The organism is Stieleria sp. JC731, from assembly GCF_020966635.1.
In the GTDB taxonomy this organism is placed as follows: domain Bacteria; phylum Planctomycetota; class Planctomycetia; order Pirellulales; family Pirellulaceae; genus Stieleria.
In genome coordinates this window covers 401683-418482 of the sequence record NZ_JAJKFQ010000002.1, presented here as the reverse complement: position 1 = coordinate 418482, position 16800 = coordinate 401683, and the positions used below count along the sequence as shown (strand labels likewise).

Here is a 16800-nt window from a genome sequence, read left to right as displayed (position 1 = left end):
CGAAGTCGCATCGATTGGGACTAGTGCGTCGTTCGATATGAAAATACGGGTTCGGGTCATCAGCCTACGGGCGTTTGCCTCGGATATTGCACTGAAACCGTGGCTAACGCCATGCGGCTAATCCTAAAATCGAGCGGGTTCGGGACATCAGCCGATGGGCGTTAGCCCCGGTTATTGCACTGAGACTGTGGCTAACGCCATACGGCTAATCCTAAAATCGGGTTCGGGTCATCAGCCGACGGGTGATAGTCCCGGTTATTGCACTGAAACTGTGGCTAACGCCATGCGGCTAATCCTAAAATCGAGTTGGAACGAAGCACTGGCCGGATGCCTATTAATAAGCACGCGGCGGGAGCTTTTTGACTGCCGTCGGTCCGATTGCTGCGACAACGGCGCTGACAGCTGCGGATGTCTGTTCAACGTTTTGATAGATTTCGGTTGTCGCGATGTTTTGCTCTCGCACGGCGTTTCGGATCTGCTGGGTAATGTCATCCACCGAATCGATCACTTGGTTGATCGACGAAATTTCATGAATCGCGTTGGTCGACATGCTTCGCAGTTCGACGATCCTTTGATTGATGTCTTCGGTCGCCCTTGCTGTTTGTAATGCTAGTTCCTTCACCTCATTGGCAACCACAGCGAAGCCGCGTCCCGCTTCGCCGGCACGAGCTGATTCGATGGTGGCGTTGAGTGCTAGGAGGTTGGTTTGTTCGGCGATGCCTTGGATCATTCCGGCGATCGAACCGATCTGGTCGGCGGCGCTACCAAGCCCTTGGAAGCTGTCTACGCCACGACGCACCACATCGGACGCATTTCGAGATGCCGAAGCCGCCTCGTCCGTGTTTTCTGCAATGTGTGCGATCGAAGCGATCATTTCTTCGATTGCCGCGACAGTAGAAGTCGTGTGGTCTTTCATCGATGCGACCGCTGGGATGATCGGCTCGGTCACCGACTGGGTGCATAGTTTTCCCGCAATCAACGCAGCCGAAATCGCGGCCGCGAGTGAAATTAGAATGATCAGATAACAAAAGACTTGTGTGATGAAGACACTCGACTTTTGCGATTCAACTTTGGCGTCGGCGTCTTCTTCAAGATTCTCGACGAACAGAAGCAGCGAGTCTGCCGAAGCGTTGTATTCCTTTTGCCTTGACTCCATTTCGACTTGTTTATCGAACGCATGGTGCAGTGATTTGCGGAATTCACTGACCGCGTCCCGATAGACGTCACTGAGGATTTTTCCTTTGTACTGGCTGCCGAGTTCTTTGCCACTAAGGGCAATGTCGAAAGCGCCCGTTTCCAGCATCCCTTCCATAGCTTCGTCATGTAGCGATTCTGCTTCGATCAATCCGTCCCAGCATTTTTGTGGATTCGCACCGCCGAGTCGCTGCGAGAAGTGATAGAGCTGAGTGAGTACGGCGATCGAGCTTTCCATTCCTCCGTCAGCAGCATCCCAGCGTTCTTGGATGTCGCCTGCCCACGTAAGGCTTGTGTTCGGCATTCCTCGAAGGGCTTCTAGCTGGGAGTCGCCGATGTTTTCGAGGACCTCTGATACACGTACTAGTTTGGCCGAGGATTCATCGACGTTCTGTTTTGCCCGATCGTATTCGGCAAACGTCGACAGCAACTTACCACTCGCATCGCTGTAAAGTTTTAGTTGCTTTTGCAGGTCTCTGATTCGCTGCGGGTCAACAAGGTCGGCTTCGATCAGACGCGTGAAAGCTTCGTCGGTTCCTTCGCGAGCTTCTTGCAACTGTTGTTCGTAGTGATCGTCTCCACGTCCCTCGATAATTGCGTCGGCCGCGAGCATTTGGCTTTGGATCATGATGGAACCTTCCATCGCGCCATCAGCGGTGCTCCACGCGGGGCCGAGAATAAATGAGACTGAAGTACTCAGCCTCCAAACACCTACCATGCCAGCGATCCCACAAAGCACGGCTAACACACCGACAGCGACATAGCCGACACCGATGCGTTCCCCTAGCTGCATGGTTTGCAGTTTTTTGCGAATGTTATCAAGCATAGTGGTTGATCTTATTGAGATTTCCCTGGCTGAAGTAGACTTCGATGTTCTCAGCGAGGCGTTCTCAGATAGATAGGTTGGCAATTAGGAGGGGCCGAGTTGTTTGTCCGGCAACGTCCTGATGACGGGGGATTCCCGTCGGTCTGTTCGCCGTCAATGGGCACTAGGTAGCGCCGCATGATGGGACTTGATAGCTGCTCAAGTCATACGCAATTGACGCTCGGTCGATGTCCGATCGGCGTCATCTAGAGAAGCGAGTATGAGTGGCCCTTCGCATGTGTTTCCGAATTCGCGAAAGAGGTTTGCCCTCAATACCGGCGTAGGATTGAAACTGCTCGCGAGCGGACCTGTGATCGATTTTCGTTCGCCGGTCGACGACGCAAAACGCGTTTGTCTAAGTGTTTTGATTGATCAGGTGTACCGCTGCCCAAGACGAATGCCTGCCAACGACTGAACGTGATGGCGGATGAAACAGCCTGTGATTAGGGAAGCCCCTTTCGGACTGGTGTTAAGACCGGAATAAAATGAAGTCGATACCCTGATCGGATCAGTTTCCGACGCAGTATTCTTCGCTTCAACGCAGCGCCTCGAAAGCTTCTGCAAAGTCTGACTGCAAGTCACCAAGATTGAATCATGCTTTTGAACGCAAGGCATTTGATGATGGCATTCAAAGACTGTGTGCAGCGTTATGCGAAGCTATCGCGAACTCTCGTTGTGTTAGGGTTCACGCTGTTGGGAGGCACTGGCGAAGTATTCGGTCAGGTGTCACAGCCGATTCCGGCACATCCGTCGCGAGGATTCGCGTTGCCCGGTGAAAGTCTTTCGATGGACTGGAACCGTCACTATTCATGTGACTTTATCAGCGGTGGTGAAGAGGAAAGTTTTCCGACACTTATCCCGGAGCGGTTTCACCACATCGGTCCGATTGTTGGCGAATACATCTATACAGGTGAAGTTTTCAACAACGCACGCGGCGGGCTAAACACCAACGGAGCGACTCGCTATCGAGGCAACCTTGATTTGGTTTTTACCATCGACACCGAAGCGGCGGGATGGTGGAACGGTGGGAGATGGTTCATGTATGCCAACCAATTCCACGGTCGCACATTGTCCCTGGAAGATGTTGGTGACGTTCAGTTCTACAGCAATATCGAAGGTGACCCACGCCCGGCTGACACATTTCAAATCACGGAGTATTGGTACGAACAACTGCTGGCCGATGGCAGATTCATTGCCAAGGTTGGCAAGCAAGACGCCAATGCTGAATTTGCCTACGTTGATTTAGGCGGTGACTTTGTTAACTCGTCTTTCGGATTGATCCCGACGGTACCTTTGCCGACTTGGCCAAACCCAAGTCTTGGGATCGCGTTGATCACCGAAGTTTCTGACGCGCTGCAGCTGAAGTTTGGCGCCTACGATGGGGCTCCAACCACCGGTCCGAGCACAGGGGGGCGTTCTGGCTTTGAAACGTTGGGTGACTACGGGGTAATGCTGCTCTCCGAAGTGCTACTGACATCGACGCTTGCCGGTGACGAAGCTTTAACCGGCGCGTATCGGGTCGGCGCTTGGTATCACTCCGACCAATTCGATGACCTAAGAGCTGGTGCTGGCGATCCGTTCGATGAGAACTTTGGAATGTATCTTGGGATCGATCAGTTGGTTTGGCTGGAACCGTGTGACGATGATTCCGCACAAGGTCTCGGCGTGTTCTTTCAATTCGGCTGGGCCCCGTCGGACCGAAATGAAATCGATTCGTATTTGGGAGGTGGTTTAACCTATCAAGGTTTGCTTTGCGGACGTGATGATGACCTATTTGGGTTAGGTATCGCCAACGCAGGTTTCCGCGATCCATCGCTTGACGACGAACGCGCTCTGGAAATCTTTTACCGATTCCAAGTCACCCCTTGTGCAAGCCTTCAACCGGATCTGCAGTACATCTCCAATCCCGCAGGCAACATTGACGATGCTCTTGTCATCGGGGTACGGACGGAAGTCTTGATGTAGCGATCCGCTTAGCCGCGACGGCTTCGAGTCATCGTGACGGTGCGAGAGCGACTGGTGGAAGATCGGTAGAAGTTGCGAGTTCGATTGCGTAGGTGGTAACGAGCGGCAACCGCATTCTGTTCCGAGACTTCATCCGATTCAGCTCGAATAGCCGGCGTCACAAGCGGCAACAGAGTCACAAAGGCCAGAATCGCGGTGGCAAAGCAAAGGATGCGTTTTTCTTTCATTGTTGGCTCAAAGGTGCAGAGAAATCGACGATCGCGAATTCAGCATCACTCATCTACCAAGCTGAAAACCGCGTCGAAAGATGCTTCGTCGATCGATGTCTCCAGTACATTTACCAAGAGGGCCTTCGTCAACCTTTTTGATAGCAAACCGTCATGGGAGCGATCTCGCCACGGAATCGACAGCCTATTGGTTTTCGATCGTCGCCCTTCATTCCGTGATGGTAGCGCTGGTGCATCGTTCGATATGAAAATACGGGTTCGGGTCATCCGCCGACGGGCGTTAGCCCCGGTTGTTGCGCTGAAACCGTGGCTAACGCCATGCGGCTAATCCTATAATCGAGTTGGAATACGGACCGATTCGTCGCTTTTCTGGATTGGAAGCGGCAATTCAGGGGCATTGCGGGGGGCTTTGCCTGCTAGTTGCCCCAGACCCCCTCGCTTTCCTTGTCGGGTATTGGACTTTCCTTGGTGTTGCCGCTTCGGCTAGTATCCAGGTTCGATCACTACAAACGCCTGGAAGGATCCACGTGTCTGCTGCGCCACAAAAACAAGGATACGACGACGTCCGCACCGACTCTGTCTCGGAGACGTTATTTGAGCGTTTGCGGATGATGCGAGAGTTTGTAACTACCGAGGCGGACGCGGTTAAATCTGCAGCTCAAAACCTTGGTCCCTCTGCAGTACACGCCGCAGAATTGACCGCACAATGCAGCGGCAATATTGTTGTCACGGGTGTCGGTAAAGCCGGCTTGGTTGGGCAGAAACTTGTCGCCACGCTGGCCAGTACCGGAACGCCAGCTCACTTCTTGCATCCGACCGAAGCGGTTCACGGTGACTTTGGCAGGGTCCGCGCCGATGACTTGGTTTGGGCCATCTCGAACTCCGGGCGCAGTGAAGAAGTGTTGACCATCGCTTCGCAGCTTCGGCGCCAATCGTCGGGACTTATTTCGATCACTGCTGACGATGACAATCCGCTGGCCAAAATTGCCAATTGCAAAGTCGCCTACGGCAAACAAAAGGAAGCCTGTCCGCACGGATTGGCGCCAACTAGCAGCACCGCGGTGATGATGGCTGTGGGGGATGCGATCGCATTACTGGCAAGCTCGATTCGCCAATTCACCGCACGCGACTTTCATCGCTACCATCCCGGCGGTGCGTTGGGCAAAAAGCTAGACAAGGTCGAAAAGCTGATGCGACCGATGGAATGCTGCCGTGTCGCCAACGATTCGGTTTCGATTCGCGACTGCATGGTTACAAGCTCGATCTCGGGCCGCCGAAGTGGAGCGATCATGTTGACGAACAACGAGGGAGTCTTAACAGGCATCTTCACCGACAGCGATCTGGCTCGACTGCTGGAATCACGCTGCGAAGATTCTCTCGATGGGCCGATCGGTGCCAAGATGACGATCGATCCGCACTGCGTCTCACCGGAGACGATGGTAAGCGATGCGATTTCGCTACTGAGCCAATTGCGAATCAGCGAACTGCCAGTGGTTGACAATCTGCGACGTCCGATCGGAATGATCGACATCACAGACTTGATTGCGATCGGTGAGGTCAACGTTGACGCCGTTGGGTCAGGGGCATCACAAAGCCGGTCTGTCATACCGTTCAAGCTTTAACAGGTCATGCGGCAGGCGGCACGCCGTAGCAGACGACCATCGCCATTTCATTTTGATCGTACTCGCAATCATCATCGACAACCCCGTTTCGATTCATGCCCGCCACACTTCGTTCTGATCAAGAAGTCGCTAGCCCGATCCGTTGTATCCTCAGCGATGTTGATGGCGTTTTGACTGATGGTCGGATCATCTACGATTCCGAAGGCGCCGAATCGAAAGCGTTTCATGTTCGCGACGGATTAGCGATCAAGCACTGGGGCAACGCCGGATTCACGTTCGGGATCATTACCGCGCGTCGTAGTAATGTCGTGCGGCGACGTGCCGAAGAGCTATCGGTGACTCATTTGCATCAAGGCGTCAAAAACAAGCTTGAGTGCGTTCAATCGGTTGCCAAAACCATCGGATGCGAGCTGACGGAAATATGTTACATCGGCGATGATTTGCCGGATCTGAATCCGATGCGATCGGTCGGTCTTGCGGTGGCACCGGCGGATGCGGCGCGTGACGTGCGCGACGCGGCTCACTGGATCATGGGAACCAAAGGTGGCGAAGGCGCTGTACGTGAACTCGTCGAACGACTTTTGAGAACCAAAGGCCTGTGGGATTGTGGGGTGCCACAATGAGCTGGGTCAGCGTCAACATGCGGAACTATCTGTTTGCACTTTTGACGCTGGTTCTATGCGCCTACGGCTACGATGAGGCGTCCCGCCGGCTACTGACAATTCCTGATATCGAAGTCGTAAAGCCAAAGCCACCGACGAACGATGCAGAGCTTCGTGCGGAACTGGCCGATCTGTTTCCTGCTGACGCATGGGAAATGGGCGATTGCAAACGTCTGATTACCGGTCGCGGAACGCTACTGTTCCAAAATTGGTACCAGATGTCCGAAGACCAGTGGAAACTGGAACCGCTAACGATCGTGATCGGTCGTGGATTGGCGGATGATGACGCCGCAGCACCGATCGTATTGAAAGCTCCCAAAGGCGCCGAAGTTCAGTTTTCCAAAGGCCTGGATCTGACGCAAAGCGGCAGTGCCCCGCCGATCAAGATGGGACGAATGATTGGCGATGTCGACATCCGTCGCGCCGGAGCCGTCGAAGAAAATCAATCCTTGCACGTCAAGACACGAGACGTCAGGATCGACAAGGAGAAAGTCTGGACTACTGAAAAGATTGAGATGCGGTTGGGGTCGGCGATCATGCGTGGCGCCGACTTGACAATTCATCTGGCCGTATCGGCGACGGCCGCAACTTCGTCCAGCACTCCATCGACTTTGTTGGATCAAATGAACCTCGTCTACTTGGACGAGTTCATCATCCCGCTTCGTGAAGACGAAAAGGCAAAGTCCTCCCTTGAAAAGAAAGATCAGTCATACGGCGGCATCGTGAAGGTCACCTGTGATAACCGAGTTTCCTATGACTTCTCAGTTGACAGTCTTTCGCTTTATGACAACGTCGCGATCACTCGAAGCGTTGATGGAAAGGTTGTTGATTGGTTCAACTGTGACTGGTTGAAGCTGTCGTTGCGTGATCCGACCAACCAAGAAAAGGTTCGTCAGGGACCACTCGACTGGATCGACAATTTGCAGGCCTCTGGCCATCCCGCGAACGTCAACTTGGGGTCGATGCAGTTCACATTGAACGCGGAGAAGATCTCGTTCGATTCGGTCAAAGGGATCTTAAACGCAGAAAGCAGCGAAGGTGTTCGGCTGATTCGTGAAACCATCGATGCACGTCTACGGAACCTGACGTACATCTATGATCCTCAATCACCCAAAAACATCGGTGTGATCAATGTCGCCGGTTCCGGGAAGGTCTTGATCGATGATCCAGAGCTAAAGATCAAACAGTTTGCTTGGAACGAATCATTCAAGCTTGAACCGGCGAGCCCGGCGAACATTGATGAAATCCGAGAAGCGAGTTCCGAATCTCGATTCGATCTGCAAGTCCTTGGAAAGGTCCGTGCGAAACTGGCAGACAATGGTATCGCCACAGCCGAACAGGTCACCGGTCAGTTAAAAGCCATTCCACAACCGAATCAGGATGGCGACGACAGTTCTGACAAACCAAAGCTGACCTTCTTGCCCGAAGTGATCCATGCGACCGATGGTGTTTCCATCGATACCAGCCAGATCGCAGTGCTGACGGATCAGCTGTTTCTGTACTTCGAAAGGGCGGCAGACTTCGGACGCCTCGTTGCAAAGTCGGACGGCAAAACTTCTGAACCCAATACATCATCGTTGGCGGTTGTAACACAGCCTACTTTCTCGACACCCAGCATTCCGCAAGCTGATGGACAAGCACCCGCATTCATCGAATCCAGCGGTCCGCTAGGCAGTCTGGTTGGGTTTCCTAGCAAGCCAGCCGCGGAGACTACAAATCTGCGTCAGCCTGTGGCCCGCCAGCGTCCACAGGTTTCAGGAGAAACGATTAGTGCGCAGCTCTTAATTACTGACCGTGGTTTGGAACCGCGAGATGTCAGCATCAATGGCGCGGTTCACGTTAAACACCAGATTCCATCGGGTGACGAACTGTTGCCGGTGGAAATGCTTGGCCAGACAATGCGATTGATTCAAGGTGCCGTTTCGCAGTCCAGCGGACGTGACATCTTGCAACTCGGAAGCGGCCCTGGCAGGCCAGCTCAACTGATCATGGAAGACGGATACTTCATCGGTCCGACGATCAAAGTGTGGCCTTCGGAGAATCGAGTCGAAGTGGACGGCGCTGGTCAGCTAAAAGTCCCCACGTCGGTTCTGGCGTCCAAATCGGACACCGCTGAAGATCAGTCGGGCGATGCCCTTTCGAAAATCAGATGGACCGCCAACCCCGTTTGTAATTGGGGAAAAGCTTTGGTCTTTGACGGCGTACAGGCGATCCTTGATGGCGGTGTTCAAATCGAAGGTTCGATGGTCAACGCGAATGAACCTTGGCGGCAGCGGATGACAGGCGATCAGATGATGATCGCACTCTCATCGCCCGTCGAACTGATGAAAAAAGAAACCTTCGCTGCAGCGGAGTTACGTCAGATCAGTCTGTACGAATCACAGAAAGAGGCCGTTGTCGTTCGCGCAGAACAACGTGATGCCTACGACCAGATGAAGGCAATCCACGTTCTGACGTCCAGGCAGCTGAATTTCTTGCCTGCCAACGGAGGTCAATTGGTTGGATATGGTCCGGGATGGTATCGCGGCTGGATGATGTCCGATTCAAAGTCATCGATCCTTTCTCCTCAAGCGACGAAGTCCGAACACCTGGGCAATCAAGTGTTGCAAGGTGTCCACCTCACCTACCGCGAGTCGCTTCAGTGTGATTTGAAATCGGAATCTGCTGCTTTTATGGGAGGCGTTCGCGCTGGGGTTCGTAAAGTCGATGCTTGGGATGAGGTCGTTGATGTCAATCAGATGTCACGCCTTGCAGTCGGGGAGATGACACTGGACTGCGATCGTTTAGCCTTCGGCGTCTCCCCAGGCTATCCAAAAGATTTGCGAAAGGTCCCTGGGGCGAAAACACCGTGGGAACTTGTCGCTGACGGCGGGGCCGTTGCCCGGTCCAATACCGAGGCACGAGGGCTGTGGGAATTGATTGCGAACCGAGCCTCTTATCAATCGCTGAAGTCGTGGCTGATTGTTGAGGGATCAGCGAGTCGTAGTGCGATCATCAATCAGACGTTGCCCGACGGTCGGCAGGGGCTGCGGATGAATTCGCCGCGTCTGGCTTTAAACACAAAGACTTATGAAGCTCAGGCGGTGATCAAAGACGCCCAAATGAGTAACCTGCCGCTGCCAGAACGCGGCAAATAAAACACACCAGTCAACTGGAATGCCTTCCAGTCAAGTTTTCGCCGCTCGGCATCTCAATACGCCGAGCGGAATCAAGCGAGCGTGTGTTCTAGTATCACCAAAGATGAGCTAGGCCGCGAAGTATACGTGCAATAAGTCGTCGGTGCTTCGCGGCCAGGCCTGTGGGATTTAGCGACGGCCTGAATAGCGAGAGTGGTCGCTGGCAAAGCGATCAAGTTCTTGCTCCATCGCCCGCAATTCATCGTCCAGCCAAGTGGCGTAGTCGTCACGACACTGTTCCGTAAGCAACGCCGACATTACGGTCCAATCCTCAACGGCACGAATCGTGTCCAATGAGCCGCTGTTGTTCGACAAATTGTTTTCGTTGCTGGAAGCTTGCATCGGGTAAACCCTCCGGCAGGTGGCGTAAGTTTGGGTCGTGAGTCCGTTCACTAGTGGCGGCGGCTTGCGGGGTTGCTGGCCAGCCTTGGTTTGTTCCTGTTAGACGCGCCAAACCTGTCGGTGGTTCGTCTTGTTAGCAAAACCATTCTGTCTTCCGTGCTCAGCAAGTGATGTGCCAAATTCGCAGCTTCACTCGCTTCTGCGACTTACCTAGAGACGCCAAATGGTGGTTTTTGGGGTGAAAAATCCTGTGAAATTGTTCCTTAAAATCTTCCGAGACTTCAATCGATGTGGTGCGTGTACAACTCCGTGTTGCGAATCTGCCACAACATCATGCAACATTGGCAGTTGCTGCACAAACTCGCCGCACTGATGTATTCTACTCCGTTGTCGACCGATAAAGGAGGTTAATAGCTCTTAATTTCGGTTTTTGACCGTATCTCGCCATCTAATTTCCCGGTCAAGCAATCGGCAGCCGTCGCGGGTTTTCTAAGTGTCGCGGTCACTTTGTCGAAAGTAGCTTCTCGCAGCGGGTTGGTGAAACCTTAACCGAAGTCCCAAGTGGTTGTGCGTACAGGCTGACTCGAAGCTCCTCAATCATCCAACGGAACTCGGTCGAAGCCTGTTGTTGGGAAGTTGCCAAATGTTCAGGCAGGCTTTGTGTCCAATGCGTCCAAAGCTTGTCGACAGTTTCGGTAGCCTCCGCATCACGCTTCCCTGCTCCACTCCGCAGTTTATCGATTCGATATGAAATCGCCGATAGATATCTGGGGTAATGTTGCAACCATTGCCATGGTGTCACCGACAGGAACTGAGGGTAGAGCAGCCAGTCGATTTGTGACCGAACATCTTGATGGGCGGCTGGAAATTGCTTGCTGGGGAAATCTTCGACTTCGCCACGCAGAGTCAGGTAAGCACCCGCGAGCGACGTGAGCCATTTCGCCATCTCTTGAACCGCGACAGCGATGCGTTCACCGCGGTCGACGCGTCTGCGTTCAAACTCTTCTTGGCTTCGCACGAGCGGTTGTTTTTCGACGAAGGCAATCCGTGCGATCAGGTCCATTAATAGCGATTCGATTTCGTTGCCAATCCGCAGCCCCGAAAGTTGAATCTTGACCTGATCAAGCTCAGGAAGCCAACGCACCTGACGGCGCAGTTCTTTCTTTTCGGTGATCGCGTAAAGGCGTGTCAGGCCCTGCTGCAGCGCGGCGTCTGCAGATCCTTGGTCCGGGAACAGTTCGACAATGACGTGGTCACCCTGATCAACCAAAGCCGGGAACTGCGCCACCTTGACGCCACCGCGTTCACGGATGACTTGTTTGTCGAGGTGGTCCAGATCGAAGGACTTCATCGCTTGGCCGGAACTTAGTTCCTGTTCGCCAACGGTTTGCGATGAGTCGGCCTTTGCGTTCGCTTCCGGAAAATCGATCGCAAGCTTGTCGCGTAGCGGATCGATCCCTCGTCCTTGCACGATCGTTTCACCATCATCATCAACGACTTGCACAAGGAAGCTCAAATGGTCTTCGAGCTTCTCCTGTTGGAAGTCATCTGCGCTGATTCGCATTTCTGCATGACGGCCCATCGCGTCACAGGCGGCCTGCATGAAAGGAACTTCGCCATACAGAGGCATCAGTTCATCGCAAATCTGCTTGGCAACATCGGCGGCGGGAACCAGATTTCGGCGAATGCGTTTGGGCAAAGATTTGATCATCGCGATGATCTTTTGATGCAGCAAACCGGGGACGAGCCAACCCAATCGATCATCGCTGATTTGTGACAAGGCCGCCCGGTGGACTTTAAGGCTAACACCATCGTCCTGAGCACCCGGTTCATAGCGGTATCGTAGCGGCAGTTCGCTTCCACCAACGTTCAATTGATTGGGGAATTGTTCATCACTGATTTGATCGACTTCGATCTCGATCAAGTCGCCCGGTTGCATATAACAGGAAGCGATTTCGGTATCGACTTGGGGTGGGTTTGCAAGCCAATTGGAAAGCTTTGCCGCATCGAAAGGATGATTGCCCCAATCCGGAACGGGATGGTTCTTGGCAAACTTTTCTAGGCGTCCTCGATCGATCACTTCGTCAGGCAAACGCTCTTGGTAGAAACGTGTGACGACATATTCATCGACGACTAAGTCACGCCGTCTGGTTTTCGCGGCAAGTTCCTCGAAGGCGTTTCTCAGTTCGCGATTTTGGCGAACGAATCTGGCATTGGTCACCAATTTGTTCTGCACCAGGCCGTGACTGATCAACAGTTCCTGTGCGGTTGACGGATCGATCGGTGGTAGCGGGACGCGGCGTTTGACAACGATTGGCAAACCAAACAGCGATTGTCGCTGATAGCAGAACGCGCCGCTGGCTTTGTCGCTCCAGTGTGGATCGGAATAGGATGACTTCAGCAGATGGCTGCCAACCGATTCGATCCAGTTGGGCGAAATCCGTGCGACCGTCCGGGCATACTGCTTTGCCGTTTCGACCAATTCGGCGGCGACGATCCATTTAGGTTTGGATTCGAAAACACCGCTTCCCGGCCAGAGGTACAGCTTTAGATTTCGCGGTCCGATGTAAACGTTTTTTTCACCTGCCATCGCGACTCCGCTTAAGAAACCGGATAGCAAGGCCTGATGGACGTTCGCGTAGACATCTTTATCAAGCGTGCGATCTTCGTTTTCAGAATATCTGACGGAGTTAATTTTCTTTGCCGCACTGTGTTTGGTTGTCGCGATCTCACGGAGTTGACGATAGGTATCGGACCATTCACGCATCCGTGTCGGCGACAGGAATCGCTTGGTCAGTTCACGAGTCAGCTTACTGCGTGAATAGTCGGCGCGAGCTTGTTCGTAGAACCGCCAGAGTCGCAGCAGTGAAAGGAAGTCGCTTTCGGTGTCTTGAAATTGGCGATGGGCTTCATCGGCGGCTTGTTGCTTTTCTGGCGGGCGGACGCGAGGGTCAGCGATTTCCAAAGCGGCAGCGATCGGCAAGACTTCACCGAGCACGCCGAACTCGTCAGCTGCCAAGATGATGCGTCCGATGCGAGGATCGACAGGCATTTGACCAAGAGCTTTGCCGATCTCGGTCAATTCGTGCCGGTCGTCGATGGCATTCAATTCGATCAATGTCTGAATGCCTTCGCGGATCGATTCGTCACGTGGGACTTCAAGCAACGGCAAGGCTTCAAGCGATCCCAGGCCCAACGTTTTGCTTTTAAGCACGACGGAGGCAAGGTTGGTTCGCTTGATTTCCGGCGTCGTGAACTCATCACGCGATTCGTAATCTTCGGCCGAATATAAACGCACGCAAATGCCTGGCCCGACACGACCGCACCGACCGGCACGCTGGTCGGCGCTTGCACGACTGACCGGTTCGATCGGCAATCGCTGTAGCTTACTTCGCGGGCTGTAGCGACTGATCCGAGCGGTACCGCTGTCGATGACATAACGGATTCCGGGAACGGTGAGTGAGCTTTCTGCGACATTGGTCGCAAAGATCAGCCGCTGTTTTCCGCCCGTCGGGTGGAAAATCCGTTGTTGGTCTTTTTGCGGAAGTCGTGCGTACAGCGGCAATACTTCGACACGGCCTTCTAGACCCATTCGTTTGTAGTGACCGGCGACACGATGCGATACCAGCCGGATGTCACGTTCTGTCGGCAGAAAAACCAGCGTGTCGCCGTTGCCGCTACGAGATAGGTTCTTGATCGCCGCGATGACATGAGTTGGCAAGTCATAGCCGCGATTTTCATCCCCGGTCGCGTCTTCCCAAGGCAGATAACGTAGCTCAACCGGATAGCCCCGTCCTTCGACGTTTAGGATCGGAGCGGGGCCTTGTTCATCGGCAAAATGTTCGGCGAACCGTTCGGCATCAATGGTTGCCGATGTGATAATGATCTTTAGATCGGGACGTTTCGATTGAAGTCGACGCAGGTAGGCAAGTAAGAAGTCGATGTTCAACGAACGCTCGTGAGCTTCGTCAATAATGATCGCGTCGTACTGGTCAAGGAAGCGATCATTGCCGGTTTCGGCCAGCAAGATCCCATCGGTCATCAGCTTGATCATCGTATCGGGACCGGTCTGATCACCGAATCGAACCTGGTACCCGACCTGATCACCGAGCCGACATTCCAGCTCCTCGCCTAGTCGGGTTGCGATACTTCGTGCTGCCAATCGACGTGGCTGGGTGTGCCCGATCATCGCCTGACGACCAAGTCCTGCTTCTAGGCAAAACTTGGGAAGCTGCGTGCTCTTACCGCTGCCGGTTTCACCGCTAACCACAATCACTTGCCGTGACCGGATCGTCTCGACGATTTCTTCGCGGTACTGAGAGATCGGAAGTTCGGCGGGATAGTCTAGCTTCGGCTGGTAGGCCTCACGCCGTTGTCGCCGTGCAACCGAATCACTGAGCCGCTGTTGAAAGACCGCTTTGTCGAGCCGTTTCTTTTGCCGAGCGAGCCGGAACCGATCGATATGCATCGCGTTCTCGATCGATATCGTCGCCGGGTCAAGATTCGTCGATCCGGGGTCGGATTGACGATCACCGCTGTCGCTGTCTTCAGACTGCGTTTGGGAAGGCAAACGATCAGAAGACTTCGCCGCCTTCGATTCCTTGCTGGGATTCGCCGGGGACTTTTGGGAGCCAGACGAATCGTTCGGTTTCAGTGGAGGACTAGACGGCTTGAAGCTCATTTCCCGATCGAGTCAGCCAGTTTTTCCGCTCCGTAGATTTTGCGAAGGGCTTGCAAAATCCCAACGCCGGAAACGCTAACCGCTCGTGCCTGTTGGTCAGTGTAGAGGTAATCGCTAGTAAGACTTTGAATGTTACCGTCAAAGATCAATCCGACCAACTGACCGTCGCGATCAACGACAGGTGATCCGCTATTGCCGCCGATAATGTCAGCCGTGCAAACGAAGTTTAGCTGGGTCGACAGGTCAAGCTTTCCTTCGGCGTCGTTCCACGATTGGGGCAGGTCGAAATCGGTCTGCCCTTCATGCGAAGATTCGTGTTCGAACGCACCGGCAAAGTCCGTCGTCGGTTTGATCTCTTGGCCATCTTGGACGTAGCTCTTCACTTGGCCGTAGGCGAGTCGAAGCGTAAACGTCGCATCGGGGTAACCGGAGTCACCTTGAAGTTTGCTGACCGCTTGCGTCAGTTTCGCGTACGCTTGCCGCTCGCGTTCATCCAATTCTTCGTTGGTCGTGCGAAGCTCGCGATAATCGTTTTCCAACAGAACCGCCAATTGAATCATCGGGTCGTCGGACGATTGAATCGTTTGCAGGTCGCCGTCAAGAAACGTTTTGCGATTGGCGACTTCGGATAACTCGGTTCCGTCGACCAGTTCGGCCGCACGTTCGCGAGGGCTTTTGCCTTGCAAGACTTTTTCGACCAACTCGTCGTCGGCACCACGGTATTCGACGAACCGTGAAAGTTCGTCGGCAAGTTTGACCTTTTCCAAGTCGTCATAGATCGGAGCTTCGCTTAGAAGATCTTGGACAAGAGATTCTCGGCCGGATTCGGTGAACTCTCGCAGTCGCTGTCCGTTGGGCTTTTCGTCTTCGGCCGCTCGTAGGACAACGGTCAATGCTAAGTCGAACAGTCGTGATCGGAAGCTAAAGGATTGGCCGAGCAGTTTCGCTTTTTCGATTTGGATTTCTGCGATCTCGTCGAAAGCGGTTTCGGTACCTGCGAGTTCCGGGTCGGACTTAATGGCCGCGATCAGCTTGTCTTCACGCTGTTGCTTGGTCGCGATCGTTTTCGGATCTTGCAGGCCGGCCAGCATCCCGGTGTAAGCCTTTCGTCCATTCTGAATTCCAAACAATTCGTCACGTGCGCGGCGAGTCGCTTCGACGCCGGCAAGTCCGAACTGCTGCATCAAGATTTCTTTACGGCGCAAGAAGTCCAGCACATAAGGCATACGATGATCACGCAGATACTTTAGTGCTGCGACGGTGAAGATCCGTTGGGTCCGTCCGGGGTTGCCGCTGACGAATACCAAATCCCCTTCGTCGACTCCGTTTTCATTCCATCGCAAGAAGTGCTCCAGTTGAGCAGGCTTGCCGTCTTCATAGACACGCATGATCGTGGCATCCATGCAGTACCGCGGGTATTCGAAGTTGTCTGCGTCGCCACCAAAGAAAGCGGCAGCGGTCTCAGGAGCCCAGACCAAACGAACATCCGTGTACTTTTTGTAGCGGTAAAGGTGATACGCCGCGCCGCCGAATAGGGTAACAACGTCGCTTCGCAAACCGGTCTTGTCGAGGGACTCTTTCTCGATCGTCGCGATGATGCCTCGACGTTGTTTGGCGGCGACACCTGGCGCGACATCCTTTTCGACCGCGTCGTTAACTCGCGCGGTAACGTCTTGGATTGATACAAGTTGGTTCAATTCCAAGTCAGGTGCTTGCAGTTCTTCGTCAAGTGACTTCGCCAGAAAGCCGTCATCGATTAGGTTGCGATTCGGCGAACTGAGCTTGTGAAGTGTGTCGCTGGCAACGTGATGATTGGTTAACACTAGACCGTCGCTGGAGATAAACGATCCAGATCCACCGCTATTGAAACGGACCGAAGACAGTCGGAGTTCGTCTGCCCACTGTTCGGTCGGTTCAAAGTCATATTTCGATTTCAGTTCTTTGACCGGCAGGTCATTGAACAGGTACATGCCTTCATCACCGGTAGTTTCGATCGACATCGTCAACGTCATTGAGAGGGCAAGTGCGAAGGTCGCGAGCGATTTTCCGTTCATCATCGTTCCAAC

9 protein-coding genes are annotated in these 16800 nt (G+C 53.7%); 4 read left to right on the top strand and 5 right to left on the bottom strand.

All coding sequences use genetic code 11. The features are described 5' to 3' along the window. Positions 1-334: 334 nt before the first annotated feature. Positions 335-2020 (bottom strand): methyl-accepting chemotaxis protein, encoded by a 1686-nt coding sequence (locus tag LOC67_RS07275; RefSeq protein WP_230261870.1) that lies wholly within the window; start codon positions 2018-2020, stop codon positions 335-337. A 633-nt stretch (positions 2021-2653) separates the two neighbouring features. Here LOC67_RS07275 and LOC67_RS07270 point away from each other — a divergent pair. Next, a complete protein-coding gene (locus LOC67_RS07270; RefSeq protein WP_230261869.1) occupies positions 2654-4024 on the top strand; it encodes a carbohydrate porin in 1371 nt (456 codons plus the stop codon). A gap of 8 nt (positions 4025-4032) precedes the next feature. Here the strand turns inward: LOC67_RS07270 and LOC67_RS07265 are convergent, their stop codons facing one another. After that, on the bottom strand, positions 4033-4251 hold the full coding sequence (locus LOC67_RS07265) for a hypothetical protein (protein WP_230261868.1): 219 nt from the start codon (positions 4249-4251) through the stop codon (positions 4033-4035). 527 nt (positions 4252-4778) lie between these two features. Here LOC67_RS07265 and LOC67_RS07260 point away from each other — a divergent pair. The 3 genes from LOC67_RS07260 to LOC67_RS07250 all read left to right on the top strand — a co-directional run bounded on the left by LOC67_RS07260 (position 4779) and on the right by LOC67_RS07250 (position 9672). Then, the gene (locus tag LOC67_RS07260; protein WP_230261867.1) at positions 4779-5873 is read left to right on the top strand and encodes an SIS domain-containing protein; all 1095 of its coding nucleotides are present in this window, start codon (positions 4779-4781) and stop codon (positions 5871-5873) included. A 95-nt stretch (positions 5874-5968) separates the two neighbouring features. Further along, positions 5969-6496 carry a KdsC family phosphatase gene (locus LOC67_RS07255; protein WP_230261866.1) on the top strand — a complete coding sequence of 176 codons (528 nt, stop codon included), beginning with the start codon at positions 5969-5971 and terminating at the stop codon, positions 6494-6496. After that, on the top strand, positions 6493-9672 hold the full coding sequence (locus LOC67_RS07250; protein WP_230261865.1) for a hypothetical protein: 3180 nt from the start codon (positions 6493-6495) through the stop codon (positions 9670-9672). Before LOC67_RS07255 ends, LOC67_RS07250 begins: the two co-directional genes overlap by 4 nt. Before the next feature lie 168 nt (positions 9673-9840). Here LOC67_RS07250 and LOC67_RS07245 read toward each other — a convergent pair whose 3' ends face one another. The 3 genes from LOC67_RS07245 to LOC67_RS07235 all read right to left on the bottom strand — a co-directional run bounded on the left by LOC67_RS07245 (position 9841) and on the right by LOC67_RS07235 (position 16791). Next, on the bottom strand, positions 9841-10053 hold the full coding sequence (locus tag LOC67_RS07245; protein ID WP_230261864.1) for a hypothetical protein: 213 nt from the start codon (positions 10051-10053) through the stop codon (positions 9841-9843). 502 nt (positions 10054-10555) lie between these two features. Continuing rightward, complete coding sequence (hrpA, locus tag LOC67_RS07240) at positions 10556-14734, bottom strand: ATP-dependent RNA helicase HrpA (RefSeq protein WP_230261863.1); 4179 nt, start codon at positions 14732-14734, stop codon at positions 10556-10558. Beyond that, entirely contained in the window at positions 14731-16791 is a 2061-nt protein-coding gene (locus LOC67_RS07235) for a S46 family peptidase (protein WP_230261862.1), read from the bottom strand. The genes hrpA and LOC67_RS07235 overlap by 4 nt, the downstream gene beginning before the upstream one ends. Between the last annotated feature and the right edge of the window lie 9 nt (positions 16792-16800).

Excerpts from the sequence above, each read along its gene's own strand:
- LOC67_RS07275 (WP_230261870.1), bottom strand. The coding sequence starts at position 2,020 with ATGCTTGATAACATTCGCAAAAAACTGCAAACCATGCAGCTAGGGGAA.
- LOC67_RS07270 (WP_230261869.1), top strand. The coding sequence starts at position 2,654 with ATGCTTTTGAACGCAAGGCATTTGATGATGGCATTCAAAGACTGTGTG.
- LOC67_RS07265 (WP_230261868.1), bottom strand. The coding sequence starts at position 4,251 with ATGAAAGAAAAACGCATCCTTTGCTTTGCCACCGCGATTCTGGCCTTT.
- LOC67_RS07255 (WP_230261866.1), top strand. The coding sequence starts at position 5,969 with ATGCCCGCCACACTTCGTTCTGATCAAGAAGTCGCTAGCCCGATCCGT.
- LOC67_RS07250 (WP_230261865.1), top strand. The coding sequence starts at position 6,493 with ATGAGCTGGGTCAGCGTCAACATGCGGAACTATCTGTTTGCACTTTTG.
- LOC67_RS07245 (WP_230261864.1), bottom strand. The coding sequence starts at position 10,053 with ATGCAAGCTTCCAGCAACGAAAACAATTTGTCGAACAACAGCGGCTCA.
- hrpA (WP_230261863.1), bottom strand. The coding sequence starts at position 14,734 with ATGAGCTTCAAGCCGTCTAGTCCTCCACTGAAACCGAACGATTCGTCT.
- LOC67_RS07235 (WP_230261862.1), bottom strand. The coding sequence starts at position 16,791 with ATGATGAACGGAAAATCGCTCGCGACCTTCGCACTTGCCCTCTCAATG.